General features: G+C 62.7%; 13 protein-coding genes. 12 read left to right on the forward strand and 1 reads right to left on the reverse strand.

Features of this window, described 5'->3' with window-relative positions; genetic code table 11:
- Positions 1-44 precede the first annotated feature (44 nt).
- Positions 45-5189: an RHS repeat-associated core domain-containing protein gene (locus VN461_18810; GenBank protein ID HXB56820.1), complete on the forward strand. Its 5145-nt coding sequence runs from the start codon at positions 45-47 to the stop codon at positions 5187-5189.
- Between the two features lie 1296 nt (positions 5190-6485).
- The gene (locus tag VN461_18815) at positions 6486-6788 is read left to right on the forward strand and encodes a hypothetical protein (protein HXB56821.1); all 303 of its coding nucleotides are present in this window, start codon (positions 6486-6488) and stop codon (positions 6786-6788) included.
- 202 nt (positions 6789-6990) lie between these two features.
- Here VN461_18815 and VN461_18820 read toward each other — a convergent pair whose 3' ends face one another.
- Positions 6991-7662, reverse strand: coding sequence for a helix-turn-helix domain-containing protein (locus tag VN461_18820; protein ID HXB56822.1), 672 nt, complete (start codon positions 7660-7662; stop codon positions 6991-6993).
- A gap of 283 nt (positions 7663-7945) precedes the next feature.
- On the opposite strand from VN461_18820, the gene VN461_18825 reads away from it, so the two are divergent.
- From VN461_18825 to VN461_18870, 10 genes are all read left to right on the forward strand, one after another.
- A complete protein-coding gene (locus tag VN461_18825) occupies positions 7946-8131 on the forward strand; it encodes a hypothetical protein (GenBank protein HXB56823.1) in 186 nt (61 codons plus the stop codon).
- 57 nt (positions 8132-8188) lie between these two features.
- Positions 8189-8884 (forward strand): hypothetical protein, encoded by a 696-nt coding sequence (locus VN461_18830; GenBank protein ID HXB56824.1) that lies wholly within the window; start codon positions 8189-8191, stop codon positions 8882-8884.
- 2 nt (positions 8885-8886) lie between these two features.
- On the forward strand, positions 8887-9564 hold the full coding sequence (locus tag VN461_18835) for a hypothetical protein (GenBank protein HXB56825.1): 678 nt from the start codon (positions 8887-8889) through the stop codon (positions 9562-9564).
- A gap of 724 nt (positions 9565-10288) precedes the next feature.
- On the forward strand, positions 10289-10558 hold the full coding sequence (locus VN461_18840; protein HXB56826.1) for a TrbC/VirB2 family protein: 270 nt from the start codon (positions 10289-10291) through the stop codon (positions 10556-10558).
- A 10-nt stretch (positions 10559-10568) separates the two neighbouring features.
- A complete protein-coding gene (locus tag VN461_18845; GenBank protein HXB56827.1) occupies positions 10569-10826 on the forward strand; it encodes a VirB3 family type IV secretion system protein in 258 nt (85 codons plus the stop codon).
- A gap of 4 nt (positions 10827-10830) precedes the next feature.
- The gene (locus tag VN461_18850; GenBank protein HXB56828.1) at positions 10831-13254 is read left to right on the forward strand and encodes a hypothetical protein; all 2424 of its coding nucleotides are present in this window, start codon (positions 10831-10833) and stop codon (positions 13252-13254) included.
- Positions 13251-14018, forward strand: coding sequence for a TrbG/VirB9 family P-type conjugative transfer protein (locus VN461_18855; GenBank protein ID HXB56829.1), 768 nt, complete (start codon positions 13251-13253; stop codon positions 14016-14018). The genes VN461_18850 and VN461_18855 overlap by 4 nt, the downstream gene beginning before the upstream one ends.
- Positions 14019-14023: 5 nt before the next feature.
- Positions 14024-15271, forward strand: coding sequence for a TrbI/VirB10 family protein (locus VN461_18860; GenBank protein ID HXB56830.1), 1248 nt, complete (start codon positions 14024-14026; stop codon positions 15269-15271).
- A gap of 4 nt (positions 15272-15275) precedes the next feature.
- The gene (locus tag VN461_18865) at positions 15276-15998 is read left to right on the forward strand and encodes a hypothetical protein (GenBank protein ID HXB56831.1); all 723 of its coding nucleotides are present in this window, start codon (positions 15276-15278) and stop codon (positions 15996-15998) included.
- 13 nt (positions 15999-16011) lie between these two features.
- Positions 16012-16644, forward strand: a 633-nt coding sequence (locus tag VN461_18870; protein ID HXB56832.1) for a hypothetical protein, incomplete at its 3' end; no start/stop codon positions are given.

Here is a 16644-nt window from a genome sequence, read left to right on the forward strand (position 1 = left end):
GTCGAGAGCGGTCACTGTTGAAGAGGGAGAGTCGGTCTTCATGGATGTTCCGAGCCGTAGCTCGGGCGGTCGTGCCCGGTCAGGTCCTATTATCCGTCCTGATAGCCTCGGCTTCAGCGGTCGATAAGGACCAGACTCCAGCACCGCCTAAGGTCAACCGGACGGTCCCGAAGGTCACCCCGCCCCCGGCGATGCCCGTCTTCTCCGCGCAGCCCACCGAGGAAGAGATCTTCCGAGCCCGAGTCTTCGAAGAGCCGCTCGTTCCCCTCAGGACCCGGCCCAGCCCTGAAGAGAACAAGGCTCTCTCGCAGGTGCTCATGTCCTACCTCACGCTGGGAAGGGATCAAGGGCCACCAGCCCTCGAGGCCTTTCTGGAGGCGCATCCGGTGTCGCCATGGCGGGCGTCGCTTTTGACCTCGCTCGGCCTCGTTTACCGCAGGACAGGCTACTACTCCCGAGCGCTCTTGGCTTGGGAGGAGGCGTGGGCGCTGGCGAAAGGGGAGACGGAACCCAAGGGGCAGGCGGTGGGGGACCGGGCCGCAGGCGAGCTTGCGACTCTGAACGCCCGCTTGGGGCGGGTGGAGCCTCTCGAGGCTCTCCTGGACGAGGTGAGCCACCGCAGCATGCACGGCTCGGCCGCCCAGAAAATCGCCCAGGCCAAGCAAAGCCTGACCCTCATGCAAAAAGTTCCCGCCGTTTCCTTCCGCTGCGGCCCCCTCGCCCTTAACCAGGTGCTGGCCCTCTCCCGGGCGGACCACTCTCCCGACCCCACGGTTGCGGCGTTCCCCTCGACACGCCAGGGGACGTCGCTCCTGCAACTCAAGGATCTGGCCGAGAAGGTGGGGACGGCCGTCATGATGGCCAAACGGGAGGGGGATGCCGAGATTGTCATGCCCGCCGTGGCGCACTGGAAAGCCGGTCATTTTGCGGCTCTCATCCGAAGGGAAGGGAGCCTCTTCCTCGTGGTCGACCCCACATTCGGCGACGCGATCTGGATGAGCCGCAAGGCGCTGAACGACGAGTCGACGGGGTATTTCCTGATCGCTGCTCCGATCCCCACCGGCTGGCGGGAGGTGGGCGACGCAGAAGGGGCCAAGGTGTGGGGCAAAGGAGCCAACCCTGGACTGGGGCCATCCTATTTCGCTTCGACCAACTCGACCTCGGGGGGTAACTCTTGTAATTGCTCGGGCATGGCCACCTACCGTTTTCACACGATGCTTCAGAACCTCAACATCACGGACACTCCGGTGGGATATACGCCTCCCCTCGGCCCCTCAGTGTCGTTTGACGTTTCGTACAACAGCAAGGAGTCGTATCAGCCGCAGACCTTCACTTATTCGAACCTGGGGCCTAACTGGACCTTTACTTGGCTCTCCTACATCCAGGACGACCCTGCGAATCTCGGGGCCGACGTCACTCGTTACGTGGGTGGGGGAGGCGTTGAGTACTCGAACGGGTATAACGCGACGACGCAGAGCTACGCGCCCGAGTACGCTAGCCACGGCATCATTGTTCTCATCTCACCTCCCAACTCTCCCATCAGCTACCAGCGCCAGCTTCCCGACGGGTCGGTCGAGGTATATGCCCTACTCGACCCATTGCCTTTGCACCGCAAAGTCTTCATGACCAGCCGGCAAGACGCCGCCGGGAACACGCTTACTTTCACCTACGACGCCAGCTTCCGATTGGTTGCAGCCACGGACGCTATAGGCCAGGTCACGACCGTTGCCTACCAGAATGCCGCCGATGCCCTCAAGATCACGAGCGTGACAGACCCTTTCGGACGATCGGCTCAGTTCCAGTACAATTCCTTGGGCCTGCTCACTTCCATCACCGATGTCATCGGCATCACCTCAAGCTTTAGCTACGAAGCGAACGATTTCATCTCGGCGATGACGACCCCTTACGGGACGACGCGCTTCACCCTTGGAAGCTACGCTAACGCCAATATCTTCCTTTGGATCCAGGCGACCGACCCCCTGGGGGGCACGGAGCGACTGGTCTTCATCACCGGATGGGCCCTCGGAGGGAGTAACGGTTTGCCCGCGAACGTGATTCCTGACACAGAGCCGGACTCGAACGTGCCCCCGGGTTTCGCTACCTACAACAAGGGGCTCAACGCCGCGGCGAGTGTCTTCTTCAGCAAGCGGGCCATGAGTCTATCGGGCGGGAACGACTTCACCATGGGGAAGATCACCACTTGGCTAATGGAAGGTGGTCTCGCGGCCTCCGATACGAAGCACAGCGAGGTCGCTCCCCTCGAAAACCGGGTCTGGTACCTCTATCCCGGCCAGCCACCGGTGCAGATAGCTCAAGAAGCGCAGAAGCCTTACGTCGTCATTGGAATCGCCAACCAGCCCAGCACGGTGGCTCGGGTGCTGGACGATGGCTCGTCGCAAGCCTACCGCTATGACAACAACTCCTTGGGACACGGGACGAGAGTGACCGATCCCCTGGGACGGACCACGTCCTATCTGTACGACACGAACGGGATAGACCTCCTCCAGGCCCGCCAGGCGAGCGGCCAAAAGTCAGAGCTGCTTCCAAGCTCCACCTATAATTCCCATCACCAGCCGCTGACCGCGACAGACATTTCCGGGCAGACGACGAACTACACCTACAATGGTCGAGGACAGGTCCTGACCATGACCACGCCGCCACGGGCAGGGATCACAGAGAACCGAACCACGAGCTACGCATACGACGCCAACGGGTACCTGCAGACCGTCACGGGTCCAGCAGCAGGGGCAACGACGACCTATACCTACGATGGCTTCGGGCGCGTCCGCACTGTCACCAACTCGGACAATTACACGCTCACATACGACTATGATGCCCTCGATCGGACAACCAAGGTCACCTATCCCGACGCTACGTACGAACTGACGGTATATAACTTCCTGGATGCCCAGGACCAGCGAGACCGCCTCGGGAGGTGGACCCACACGTATCATGACGCGCTCAGAAGAGTGGCGCTGGTCCGGGACGCTCTGGGGCAGGCGACCACATACCAGTGGTGCTCGTGCGGGAGCCTGGACGCGATCATCGATGCCAACGGGAACACAACGAGCTGGAGCCGCGATTCGCAAGGGAGAGTCACGACCGAAACCAGGGCGGACAACGCTCAGTTTCACTACATGTACGAGAACACAACGAGCCGACTCCTTCAGATGACCGACCCCTTGAACCAGGTCAAGGGATACCAGTACTTCCTCGACAACAACCTGAAGCAGATCACCTATACGAGCGCCGTGAACGCCACGCCGAGCGTGAGCTACACCTACGATCCCGTCTACAACCGGATCGCGACGATGACGGACGGGACGGGAACGACCACCTATATCTACAATCCGGTGACGAACCCTCCGGCCCTGGGGGCCGGGCTTCTCGCCAGTGTCTCGACGACTGCTCTCACGAATGCGACCGTTACTTACACCTACGACGAGCTGGGGCGGGTGGCAAGTCATGGCCTCTCGGCTTTTGCAGTGACCAACTCCTACGACGCGCTCGGTCGGCTGGCCACAGAAGCGAACCCGGTAGGGACCTTCACGTTCCGTTACGACGGGGTCACGGGACGTCCCCTAACGCTCACGTACCCCAACAATCAAGTCGGGCAGTACAGTTATTTCCCGAACTCCGGGGACCGTAGGCTTCAGCAGATCACGAACCTCAACCCCTCCAGTGCTACAATCTCCCAGTATGGCTACACATACGACCCGGAGGGGAACATCTCGACCTGGTCGCAGCAGGTGGGCTCAGGCACACCCAAGGTGTATGGTTTTGGCTACGACTCCGATAACGAAGTCAAGACGGCGCAGGTCACGGGACCGACTCCTCTGCCCGTGCCGAGCCGGTATGGTTACACGTACGACGCCGTGGGCAATCGAGGGGGAGTGCAGCTGGACGATACACCCGCCGCGGCCAGCTACAACAACCGGAACGAGCTCACGTCACAGCAAGGAGGGGTGGGTCCACTGCTTTTCCAGGGGACGCTCAACAAGCCGGCGACGGTCACCGTACAGGGGCAGCCGAGCGCGGTGTCTTCGACGAACGCCTTCAGCGGGCAGGCCCAGGTGCCCGCGGGCACGAGCAACATAGTGGTCACGGCCACAGACGCGAGCGGGAACACGCGCACGAATACCTACCAAGTGACAGTGTCGGGGGGGGCGGCGACCTACACCTATGACCTAAACGGAAACCAGAAAAGCAAGACCAGCGGTGGCGTCACGACTAGCTACGACTGGGACGCCGAAAACAGACTCCTCGACGTCAAACAGGGAACCACGACCCTCGCCAGCTTTGTCTACGCTGGCACGGGGAGAAGGTTCCAGAAGGTCGCAGGAGGCGCTACCCACACCTACGTCTATGATGGCGCAGACATCATCGAGGAGCGGCTCTCTAGTGGCCAGACTTACGACTACGTCCAAGGGCCAGGCGTCGACCGGCCGCTCGCCGTGAGAGACCAAGCGAGCGTCGTAAGCTACTACCTCGCCGACCACCTTGGAAGCATCGTACAGGTGACCAATAGCACCGGCACGGTGACGCTCTCCCGGGACTACGATCCCTTCGGGAACCCCCTCGCAGGGGCAGCGACTGCGGGATTTGCCTTCACAGGTCGCGAGTGGGACCCCGAATCAAACCTCTATTACTACAGAGCTAGATACTACGATCCCTCGCTAGCGCGGTTTTTTAGCGAAGACAAGGCCAGAACCAAGGCCGGCAACTCGTACAGCTACGTTGCAAACAATCCATTGACGAGGACCGATCCATCCGGTCTGGTGGAGGTCAATCTCTTCAAGGCGGAGCCCTTGCACAGCCTCGCAGCGAACTGCAAGAGTCAACCCGGGGTCTTCGTTATTGCAGGTCATGGCTTCCCCGGGTTCATGTTGGATGAATACCTCCCCGCTCTCCTGGATCCCGGCGCCGTCGCGAGGCGAATCAAGGGCTCTCCAGGCTGGAAATCGCAGGTGTTGCCAGGATGCGATAAGCCGTGCAAGGTGATCATTATTGGCTGTAACGTGGGGACCGGCGATGGCTCACTTGCCCAACAGGTCGCGAACAACTTGGATGTGGAAGTAGCCGGCATTTCTGGAGGTGACGGATTGTGGCACGTGAACGGCCAGGGTGGGTACTGCGGGTTGGAGCCAGAGCAGGGGGCCTTCTGGAAGAACTTCAAGCCCAGGAAATAGCTACAGTGAGTTCTCACTGCCGCCGCCGTGCGGCCTCTGCGATGCTCTGCCGGAGCCTATTCACCATCGTTGGCGCCTCGCTCTTTGCTTGCGATGTAGCGGTTGCCGATGATTCCACCTTGGCCGCTGCCGTGGCTCGGGATCGCGCGCAATTCGCGCTACTCGCGGAGGCAAAGCCTCCCTTCGAGCCATTGAGTGGAAGCTCACCTGTCTACGCTCAGCGTGTAGAGGACCGAATCCAGAATCTCAGGAAGCACGCAACACCGCAAGGCGGAGTGGAGTCCCTTGGCTTGCCGGGCCTTTTCAAGATCGTGCCGCCAGCGGTGCTTATCGGTGCGTCAACGGCTGAACGGATTCGTACCATACTGGCGGCGCCGGAGTCATACGAGCCGGAGGTACGTTCCACGTGCGTGTTCTCGGCGGTGGCTGCGTTCTCGTTCCCCACGCGTGCTGAGCTCCTGGTTATCGTTAGCAGTGCTTGTCATCAAGTAGCATTTGCAAAGGGCGACACGTTGCTCGGCACGTGGGTCATGAAGCAGGAAGCCGCCCAGAAGCTCTTCGCGATTGTAGGCGATGTCCTCCCCGCACCCACAGTTAAGGGTAACCATTGTGCGCCCCGTTAATGCGACCCCAACCTAGGAAGATTCCCTAGCGAAGATCCCGCGTCACAGCCCGGTGTTGGGAGCCTATTCATATACGCGGCAAACAGCCCAGCCAGGCTATCAGGTCCGTTTGGGCTCAAGCCCAGAGACCCCTTCTGGACAGCGAGGATGCCGTCAATAGACACATACCAATTCATCGCCGATCACGACTCGGACTACAAGTGGGATGCGTGGGAATACGGTGGAATGGTTTGTCAAGCTCTAAGGTGGCTGCATTTGCTGCACTCAACCGATTACCGACCGTCATCACGGCGATGTGGAACCGAGGGAAAGCCCCTGCAAGAACGGAATGAAGGAAGTTGGTTGGTACCACACTCATCCACCCGATTCGTTGCCGGGTTTCTCCGCCGCGGATAGGTTCAGGTCGAGTCCGTCACAGGACAACGTCCCGGGGTATGCGCTCCAGACTTCGGATGGGAAGGTGCTGAAGTACGTTTGGGCGCGAGGCTCCAAGGCCTACTCGATAATCGGCCAAGTCAGGATTCCGAAGCTGAAGTGAGCCGCCGCAGGCGCGGCCGCTGTCGTCCATTGGAGGCGAGATTTGCGGGTTGATCTTAGTGTTGCGATTCTCTTGACCTTTTTCTCGGTCCCGTCCGGCCGCGTAGGGCGGGATGATCACGTCGCGAGAGTGTCGATGGTCGAGCTCATCGCGTCGCCGGGAGCGTGGGACGGCAAACTTGTTCGAGTTCAAGGGCTTTGTCACGTCGAGTTTGAAGATTCAGGGCTCTATTTGCCTCGAGAGGACTCTGATTCGATGAATTCTTTGAACGCGTTGTGGCTTGAGATCGATCCCGCCCGCTACAAGGAATTGAATGAACCTTTTGTGGTTGTCGAGGGTAAGTTCGAGGCTGAACACAACGATCATGTGGGCCGCTGGAGCGGTACCATTCGCGACGTTACTAAGGTATTGAAGCTGCCACGGAGATCCAAGCTGTAGTTGCCAGCGTCGGCCGAGGGTGTGGGGCAAGGGAGGTGCCGCGCCCCCTGCCCCCCCATGCCCTGGTTTTCCCCCTTGGGGCGAGCGAGTATTTCCGCGCCCGCTACTATGGGTGCGTTCTTCCTTCTGAAGAGTTGTCTCGCGACTTAGGAGGGAAGCTTCTGAGAGGCTGCTGGTCTACTCCTCCGGCAAAACCGGCAACCTAGGTCGCGTGCCGCTTGGCCGGCGTCTTACGGACGTGCTGGCGCTTGATCCCCAGCCGGCCGATGCGCAGGTAGATGGTACGCCGCGTCACTCCCAGAGCCCTGGCAACCCGGGAGATGTTCCATTCATGCCGTTCGAACATAAGGAGGAGCTGGTCACGCATGACTTCATCTATGGTTGTCTCCTCGAGATAGCTTGCGACGGTTGGACTGTGCCGCAGCGCCCCCGTAATGGCTGGCGTGGCAAGGCGCGCCAGTTGCACGATCGCCTTCAGCTGACCCTTCTTAAGGGGCGCAGGGCAATCTACGTACAAGAGCCCTTCTAGGCTCTCCCCGATTCTCATTGGGACAACATACGCGGCTGTCGCCCCGCCCACGAGCGCGGCTCGCGCTTCCGGCGGGCCGGTGGTGTCCTCAGTGAAGGTGACCACTTCGCCATTCTCAAGCGCTTCGCGGCGCCGCGACCAGGCGTAGGCCACGAAGTCCAGCACCGGTTGATCCGTCCCCCGGGAACAGAACAAGCGCACCCGGTCTTGTTCCCGCACAAACATCGCGCTCCTCAGAACATGCAGCTCCGTCCTCACGAGGGAGAGGATCCGCTCCGCGAACCTCTGCGGTTGCGTCGCGGTTATCACGTCCCCCAACCCGCCTACTACCTCCCAAGATCTCAAAGCCCCACCTCCCTCTTGGGTGCGATCCTACCACCATGTGGATACGGGTCAATCAAAGAAGTTACGTGAGAGGAGTCCTCTCGTTCGAATCAAACGTCATCTGTTCACCTTGGTAGACATTTATCGCTCCCGTCAGATCCTCGGATCGTCCCTCAGCCCGCCCGAGCACCGATTGGAGGTGACGCCAGCCAAGTTGATGCGCGAGACTTGTATCCTTGAGTACCCAACAAGTGTATCCTTGCGCCCTCGGAGGCTCTGGAAAGGGCCACGCAGGAGGTGCACAATGCCTTTCGTCTTCGTGCTTTGGCTGGCGTTGCTCTTTGGGGGTTCAGGACCTTGGGACAACTCGAAGGTCATCGGTGCCAAGGACGGAGGAAGCGGGATCCCACCCGTCAAAGGGCCGGATCAAGGCAGCGGCATCCTGTTCAAGGCGCTCGACGGAGGGAGCGGAATCCCGCCTGTCCGCTGATAGGACCGCTCCGGGTGTCGGGTGGCATCTGTCCACCCAACCCCCAGTAGAGACCTCGTGGCGCCAGCACAGTATGCCCTCACGATCTGCGCCGTCGTCATCGTGGCGGGCACGCTCTGCGGCTTCATTGGTCGGCGCCTCTATCGGGCCTGCTCGTTCTTCGCCGTCTACCTCGCCGCCGTCTTTGTAGGGGAGCTCCTCATCCTCCTTCGGCCCGAGACTTTCTACCAGTGGAGCTTCTGGCAGGCCAAGGAGACCCTCTATGCCGTCCTCAAGCTCGCTATGGCATTCGAGCTTGGATACCGCAATCTTGGACGGCTGCCGGGCGCTAAGCGCACTGCCTGGCGCCTTGCTGCCGCCACTGTTGCGGGAACGCTCGTCGCATTGCTTCTTCCGGCCCGTGCTGCTGAGTACGCCCTCGATGCCGCTGACATCCAAGCCCGCCTCACCAATGGGACCATTCTCGTCTTGATGTCCATTTGGGGCGCCGTCCTCTGGTACCGAGTCCCTCTCCACTGGCTACACCGCGCGATTCTTTGCGGTCTCGTCCCTTATCTTGTGATCTTCACCTTGGTTCTGGGGTTACTCGTGACCGTCGGCCCAGATTTCCGCGACCTCGCCTCTCATACAGCGGGCCTCGCATATGACGCGCTTCTCATCTATTGGCTGTGGGAAGTCTGGCGGTTCCACGCAGCGTCAGAGGATCGCGCGGGAGTCCTGGGCCGACTGCAGCCTTGGCGCAGAGCTCTCTAGCCATGCTGTGGATCCTCGTTCTCGCCATCGTGTTTCTACTGCTTACGCCCGTGTTCTTGTATCTCACTGGCCGACGTCAAGAGCAACAGGTCGAAAAGGAGTGGGAACTTCTCCTCACGCAGCGAGGCACCAAAGAGATCGCGACCGCAACGGAGCGAGTTAACTCACAACTCGCAGTGATCGATTGGGCGTATGACCGCGCGGGGGCCGCGCAGGAGCGCGGGCAAACCCAGCAGGCCTTAGACCTTTTCAGGATCGGGTGCGAGCTCATCGAGGATCACTGCCCCACGATGCTGCATTGCTTGGGGGCTCTGGCCGCGCTCTCCCGGATGGCCTCGGCCATGGCCCCGAGCCGGCCGCTTCGTCCATCGCGCTTCCAGCTCCGTGAGCTGGCCCACCTCGCCCTCCTCAACCAGTTCCTGCACCACCTCCTTGTCACTACACGCGAGCGATTCCGGTTGAGGGTCGCGATACTCGTTAGGGGCTTCAGAACGCTCATGCGCATCGTGACGGCGTCCCGCACGAGAATCGAACGGTCGGAATCGGAAGGCGTTGCCGACATTAGAGAAGCGCTCGCCGCGCGGCACGACGTCCGGAGCCTGACTGACGAGACCCTCGAGACGTTCCGACTGCTAATTCTTTCGCTCGAAGCTGAGGAGAAGCAGACCCGCTCGCCCTAACGACCCCCCCACAAGCACCAATTAGGCTTTCAAGCTAAGCCCTTCGGTCAAGTCTGCAGCGCGCTGCGGTGGCGATCTAGCTTCTGCAGCGGACAACGAGCACACCCATCGCTCAGCCCGGGCTCCGTGGCGGTCTCGCTCGCGCTTCCTCATTGTCCCAAGTGGCCCCTCTCACGGGTGAAGGAGGTCCGCAAGTATCAAAGTCAGCCGTGAACGCGGCGGCGGGAGTGATAGTTGAGGTAAGCCGCTGCCAGTCGCGGACAGGGTCGGTAGGCAGGGATTGGGCATTTCATGAGCACCTTGACCTTCCAAAACACAAAGACTGGGCACCAAACACTCACCTCGGTAGTTGTAGGTTTCTGTTTGAGTGGACCAGAGAGACGGTTAAATGCTCCAGCCCTTCATCGACAACCTATAGGAGTGGTGAGTGGGAGAATGCCAGACATCGGGACACTTCAGGGTTCGCCTGCAGACGAACAGCATCAGGACTGAAGCTCTCAGGAGGTGTCTGGATGAAACCCAGCCGCGAGACCATACGCCGGGGCTTGATTCTCGTCACGCTCCTGTTTCTAGCGTACCTACTTCTCTGGCGCCAGCATCCGCGACTTCCAGAGTTCTCCCCCCCACCGAACCCGGGCACGGGGGAGGACGGGTCCCCGCGCTCAGAGAGAGGAGCACAGTGACTAACAAGAGGCAGCGCCCTTGGGCCGGTGGGGAAGTCGCCATGCTCTTGCTGGCTCTAGGCTTCATCGCGTTCCTGGTACTCCTTCTGCCACCACAGGTACTCGCTCAGTCGCCGTGGGAGTCGTCCGCGCAGAAGCTCCAGACGGCGTTCACCGGACCTATCGCGAAGGCCCTCTCGCTCGTCGCCATCGTCGTGGGGGGGCTCATGTTCGCCTACGGCGAGGGCCAGGGGAAGAAGGTCGTCGCGGGGATCGTCTTTGGCGTCGGCATGGCCGTAGGGGCCATGAACTTCCTGGCCTGGCTCTTCTAGGGGATCAGTCATGCGCCGATCCCCCGTCTACAAGGCCATCAACAAGCCCCTGACCATCATGGGGGTCGACCGCCGTCTCTTCTTCGCCGCCATGAGCCTCGGGGCGGGTATCTGGAACATGTTCAACACGATCAGCGGGGCCCTCACCGCGCTCACTGTCGCCGTCCTCATTGGCCGCTGGATCACGCAAACCGATCCCCAGCTCCCGCGGATCGTCCTCAACTCCGGGGCCTTCAGGGATGAGTACGACCCCGCTAAGAGCGATTGACGCCATGTTGAACGTTGCCCGGCTCGTGAAGCCGTGGAGAGAGAGCGGGGCCCTTCATTCCCACTTTCCGTGGTGGGGGTTTGTGGACGACCACACGCTTCTCACGAAGGGGGGGGACGTGGCCTCTTTCATCCACGTCCCCGGCATCGATTTCGAATGCATCGGCCAGGGGGAGCTCGACGCCTACACCAAGCGGTTCGAGGCTGCGCTCAAGCTCGTCGAGCCCTCCTGGCGCCTCTACCAGATCCTCTTCCGCCACAACGACCCCGTGGTCCCGCACCGCGAGTACCCGGACAAGGTCGTGAGCGCCGCCATGGGGGCCCGGGCCGCCCACTTCGCCCGGAGGGCCAAAGAGCTTTACAGCCTCGACGTCTACTACGTCCTCATGCACGAGGTGCAGCGCAAGGGCGCCCTGGGCCTCGCTTCCCGCGTCGAGGCTGCCTTCAAGACGGAGAAGCGAGCTGACCTCATCGAGCGTGAGATCGACCAGGCATCCCTCCGGCTCCGGGACCGCCGGCGGAACCTGCTCGCCCAGCTCTCCGATTTCCTCCCCGCGCGAGTGCTCGACAAGCGCGAGGCGTTCCTGGTCCTGCGCCGGCTCCTCAACCCAGATCCCGGGAAGGCGGCGACCCCCGGCCTCAAGTACGACACCCACGTCGACTACTACGCCGCGGACTCGCCGCTTGAGGCCTTCCGCGACCACCTGCGGCTCGACGGCTACTACCTCCGCACCGTCACCCTCAAGGACCCGCCCGCCCAGACCTGGCCGCTCCTTCTTCGGAAGCTCTACGAGCTTCCCGCCAACTACCACCTCGTCACCGAGTGGCACCCCCTCCCGGTCGAGGATGCCCGGAGGATCATCACCAGGGCCCGGCGCCATCACCACACCCAGAAGACCTCGGTCATGGCTCACATGGCCGAGAGCGCCAACCCGAGCGAGATCCTCGTGGACGAGTCCAAGGGCGCCCTCGTCCGCTCCTTGAACGACGCGCTCACGGACATGGAGATGAAGGGGACCTACTTCGGCGAGTACAGCTTTACCGCCGTCCTCTACGACCGCGACCGGGGGAGGGTGGACCGGGCGGTGGCCGAGGTCTACAAGGCGTTTGCCGCCCACGACGGGGCGGTCTTCCCGGAGACCTACAACCTCCTGAACAGCTACTTCGCGGCCCTACCCGGGGCCTATGCCCACAACCTCCGGAAGCTCCTCGTCTCGAACGCCAACGCCGCCGATCTCGCGTTCATCTTCTCGCTCTCCCAGGGCGAGCCCAGGAACGAGCATCTCCGGGACGAGTACCTGGCCATCCTGGAGACCGAGCACCGGACGCTCTACTACTTCAACCTCCACACCCAGGACGTTGGCCACACCCTCGTCCTCGGGAAGACGGGGTCGGGGAAGAGTTTCCTCTTGAACTTCCTGGCCACGAGCGCCCAGAAGTACGAGCCTTCCACCTTCTTCTTCGACCTCGGGGGGTCATTCAAGGGCATCACCCGCCTCTTCGGCGGGACGTACCTCAAGATCGGCGTCGAGCGGGACGGGGATCCCCTGGCTCCAGCCGTCCGCGTCAACCCCTTTGCCCTGCCGCCCTCGCCCGAGAACCTCGAGTTCCTGGCGACTTTCGTCCGCGTTTTGATCGAGGGCCCCGAGTACACGCTTGGCTCGGCGGACGAGCGCGAGCTCGGCGGGATGCTCGGGACGGTCTACGAGCTCGATCCCGAGAACCGGACCCTCCGGAACCTCGCCAACCTTCTCCCGCGGCACCTCGCCGAGCGGCTTCACAAGTGGGTCCACCCCGACGGCCCGTACGCCTTCCTCTTCGACAACGCCGAGGATACGCTCGAGCTCTCGCGCTTCCTCTGCGTCGACTTCGAGGGCCTCGACCGCTACCCTCACCTCGTCGAGCCCCTGCTCTTCTACCTCCTCCACCGTGCGAACTCCGTCATCTACGACCAGGCACTTGCCTCGAGGTTCAAGGTCTTCTTCATCGACGAGGCCTGGCGCTTCTTCCGTCACCCGGGGGTCTCCCGGTACATCGTGGAAGCCTTGAAGACCTGGCGGAAGAGGAACGCGGCCCTCGTCCTCTCCACCCAGAGCGTTGACGACCTGGCCAAGAGCGACATCCTAGAGATCCTCGTCGAGTCTTGCGGCACGAAGCTCTTCCTGGCGAACCCCTCCCTCAACGAGGACCTCTACAGGAGCGTCCTGAAGCTGCCTGATTCGGCCATCGACCTCATCCGGACCCTGCGGCCAAAAGGCCAGCTCCTCGTCTCCAAGCCCACGCACACCAAGGTCTTGAACCTGGACGTGGATCCCCGCAGCTACTGGCTCTACACCAACGACCCCAACGACAACGCCCGCCGCGACGAAGCCATCCGCCGCTTCGGCTTCGAAGGCGGCCTCGACCATCTCGAAGGAGTTGCACGATGACACGTAAATTCTTCGTTCTGACCGTACTCACGGCGGCCACGGCCGCGGCTCCGGTGAGGTCGGCTGTTGCCGCTGCGGGGGAAGCCCGTACCATCCGCTACGGGCCCAGAGACGTCGTGAGCCTTCGCTGCAAGGTCCGCTACACGACCCTGATTGTCCTGCCCCAAGGCGAGAAGATCCTGGACTTCATCATCGGGGACAAGGACATGTGGGTCCTCGAGGGTGCGGACCGCTACGCCTACCTGAAGCCCGCCGGGAAAGACATCTCGACCACGGTCACCCTCGTTACCCAGGCGGGGAACCTCTACAGCTTCCTCGCCACCGAAGTAGCGGGGGAGCCGGACGTGAAGGTCTTCGTCGAGCTCTCGGACCCCTCGCAGTTCCAGCCTCCGAGCGCCCCCGTCCGCTACGTGCCGGCCGAGGAGGCGGAGCAGCTCCGGCAGCAGCTCAATGAGGAGCAGGCGGGGAGGACCAAGGCCATCCAGGCCTTCGCGTCGGACTACCCGACCCACATCAGCTTCGCCTACCAGTTTCGGTCGAACCACAAGCCCTTTTTCGTCACCGCCATCTGGCACGACCAAACGTCCACCTTCATCCGCAGCCACGCCAGGGAGAAGGCCACGCTCTACGAGCTGAAGGACGGGGAACCCGTCCTCATCAACTACGACCTCAAGGGGGATGTCTACGTCGTGCCCAAGGTCCTGGACGCTGGACGCCTCACGGTCGGGAAACAGTCGCTGGACTTCCGCGTGGTGGGGGAGTGACGTCCATGCCGGAAACCCCGACCAAGGGCGTTCTCCCCAAGAACCTGCAGGCGTGGATCCTCGGGGGTATTGCGCTGGTTGTTGTGCTGGTCATCGCGCTCGCCGGGGCATCTAGCAAGCAGAGCACCAAGACAACGCCGGCCGCGAGCGCTAGCCCGAACCCCGGGGACGAGATCACCCGCCGCCTCGCGCAGCTCCAGGCGGACCAGGAGAAGCTCCAGAGGGAAGCGACTCTCGCCCAGCAACAGCTCGAGCTCGCCCAGGGCCAGCAGCCCGCGTCGCCGCCACCGCAGCCGGTAGGGGAGGACACGCTCGAGAAGGAGAAGGCGAAGCGTGAGTACACCTCTCTCTTTGCTTCACAGGTCGCTCAAACCTACCGGCCCCCTCCGGCCGGCACTCCAGCAGGCGGCCCCCCGGGGGGCGCGGGAGCCCGATCCGCCCCGGCGCCGCTCGATAACGTCACCCGGGTGGGGGACACAGGCTCTCCCTTGGCGGGCCTTCCTGAGCGTCTGCGAGCCATGGAGAAGGACCGGCAGTCGCTCGACCAGCTCGACGTTGCGGCGGCCACAGCGTCTGGTGCGACCACGGCGCCAGTCGCGCAGCCCGCCGCCCCCACAGGGGCGACCCGGAAGACGACCAACCAAGTCACTGAGACGGCCCAGCTCTACCACGTCCTCGAAGGCACCGTGCTCGAGACCGTGCTCGTGACCCGCCTTGTCGGTGACTTCTCCGGCCCGGTCCTCGTCCAAACCACGGCACCGCTTTTCAGCCGGGACCGCCAGCACGTCCTCGTCCCCGCCGGCGCGCGCGCGATCGGCGAGGCCAAGAAGACCGAGGCCCTGGGCCAGAACCGCCTGGCCGTAGCCTTCCATCGCCTGATCATGCCGGACGGCTACTCCGTCGACCTCGACCGATTCTCCGGCCTCTCCGCCCGCGGGGAGACGGCGCTCGAGGACCAGGTCAACAACCACTACTTCAAGATGTTCGGGGCATCGATCGCGCTCGGCCTCATCGGTGGCCTGAGCGCGGTGGGCACGCAGCCCCTCTCGCTGGCGACGAGCCAGTCCACACTCGACCAGTACCGCATGGGAGTGGCCGGGAGCTTCGGCCAGGTCGCCTCCCGCGTGCTGGACCGCTTCACCAACATCCTTCCCACGATCACGATCCGGGAAGGACACCGCGTCCGCGTCTGGATCGCCCAGGACCTGCCGCTACCAGCGTACGCCGACCACCGCATGCCCAAGGATTTCTGACGCCATGCCACATAGGGCCACACTCGCCGTCATTTCCGCCATCGCGCTTCTCGCGGCTTGCCATTCCAAGCGCGACCCCGAGCATCTGCGGCGTGAAGGGCTCGCGCGAGCCCAGGCCAACCTCCGTGATCTCGACAGCCTGCAGAAGCTCGGCAATGACCTGCAGCTCCAAGGCAAGTGCACGCCCGCTACGGTCATCGCCGCCGAAGACCCCGACCGCCAGTACCTTGCCTGCTTCGGCGTCAACGGCGGCGCCGGCGCCAACCCACGCCTCATCGAGTTCCGGGAGCGCTACGGCACTGCAACTGCGGCCGTCGACCGCGGCTGCGCGGAGATTCAGGACGGGGCGTGGGTCGGTGCCACCCAAATCTACTGCGCGGAAGCCCACGACCGGAGGGTCGCGGAGGCGAAGCTCCTCCGGCCCGAGTACGAGAAGGCCAACCGGTGCTCGAACGCCGCGATCCGGGAGGCCACCGACCCCGACTTCCACTACCTCGTCTGCTACGGGGGCCTCGTGTCCCTCACCCGCTACATCGATCAGGACCCGCGGCTCAATCTCTTCCGCGACCGCCATGGGCCCGCGCTCGAGAAGATCCGGGCCCACTGCCAGGAACTACGCACCCCGCTCGACGAGTATCGCCGCGCTTCCAAGGCTCCGTCCCCCCAGACAGCGGCGGGGGCCGCGGCTCAGTTCCAAACCGCGTACACCGTCTATTGCACGGACTGAAAGGAGAAACGTCATGCGTCTGCGCCTCCGCGCCGGTCTCGTCCTCGCCGTGGGTTTAATCTCCCTCGCCACTCCCACCAGCACGCACGCGGACCTGCCCACCATCGACTTCGCGAACTTGGCCCAGCAGATCCGCCACTACGCCCTCCTCCTGAAGCAGTACCAGACCATGGTCCAGCAGTACGAGATGCTCTACGACCAGGTCAACGCCTACTACGGGGGGCTCCGCAACTTCAGCAAACCCTACGCCATCAGCACCCTCGCCAACCTGGTCACGGGCATGGGCTGCCCGCTCACCTCCAACTGGGAGACCGCCATCAACTTCGGCAAGGGTGTGGAGAAGACCGCCTACCTGCAGAGCATGCTTGACGCCGCCTACCACGGCTGTCTCACCGATTGGCCGCCCGCCTACCGCAAGCTCTTCACCAAGACGACGCTGCTGGACATGGCCAACGTGGATGCCATCCGGGCCATCTCCGCCAGCAAGAACGACCAGCGGATGATCGACAACGCCCTCCCGGACATCCTCGACATCGTCACGTCGACCGGCAACAAGGCGGATCACTCCCTCGTGGGACTCCTCCAGAAGACCGCCGTTACGACCGCGACCTCCAACGCGCAGACGCGGGATGTGGAGCGGAACCTG

This window comes from Vicinamibacteria bacterium (genome assembly GCA_035570235.1).
Lineage (GTDB): Bacteria > Acidobacteriota > Vicinamibacteria > Fen-336 > Fen-336 > DATMML01.

What these genes read in the sequence shown, in the direction of transcription:
- VN461_18835 (HXB56825.1), top strand. Translation starts at nt 8,887, where the DNA reads ATGCTGTGGATCCTCGTTCTCGCCATCGTGTTTCTACTGCTTACGCCC.
- VN461_18845 (HXB56827.1), top strand. Translation starts at nt 10,569, where the DNA reads ATGCGCCGATCCCCCGTCTACAAGGCCATCAACAAGCCCCTGACCATC.
- VN461_18855 (HXB56829.1), top strand. Translation starts at nt 13,251, where the DNA reads ATGACACGTAAATTCTTCGTTCTGACCGTACTCACGGCGGCCACGGCC.
- VN461_18840 (HXB56826.1), top strand. Translation starts at nt 10,289, where the DNA reads ATGCTCTTGCTGGCTCTAGGCTTCATCGCGTTCCTGGTACTCCTTCTG.
- VN461_18865 (HXB56831.1), top strand. Translation starts at nt 15,276, where the DNA reads ATGCCACATAGGGCCACACTCGCCGTCATTTCCGCCATCGCGCTTCTC.
- VN461_18860 (HXB56830.1), top strand. Translation starts at nt 14,024, where the DNA reads ATGCCGGAAACCCCGACCAAGGGCGTTCTCCCCAAGAACCTGCAGGCG.
- VN461_18850 (HXB56828.1), top strand. Translation starts at nt 10,831, where the DNA reads ATGTTGAACGTTGCCCGGCTCGTGAAGCCGTGGAGAGAGAGCGGGGCC.
- VN461_18815 (HXB56821.1), top strand. Translation starts at nt 6,486, where the DNA reads ATGGTCGAGCTCATCGCGTCGCCGGGAGCGTGGGACGGCAAACTTGTT.
- VN461_18810 (HXB56820.1), top strand. Translation starts at nt 45, where the DNA reads ATGTTCCGAGCCGTAGCTCGGGCGGTCGTGCCCGGTCAGGTCCTATTA.
- VN461_18825 (HXB56823.1), top strand. Translation starts at nt 7,946, where the DNA reads ATGCCTTTCGTCTTCGTGCTTTGGCTGGCGTTGCTCTTTGGGGGTTCA.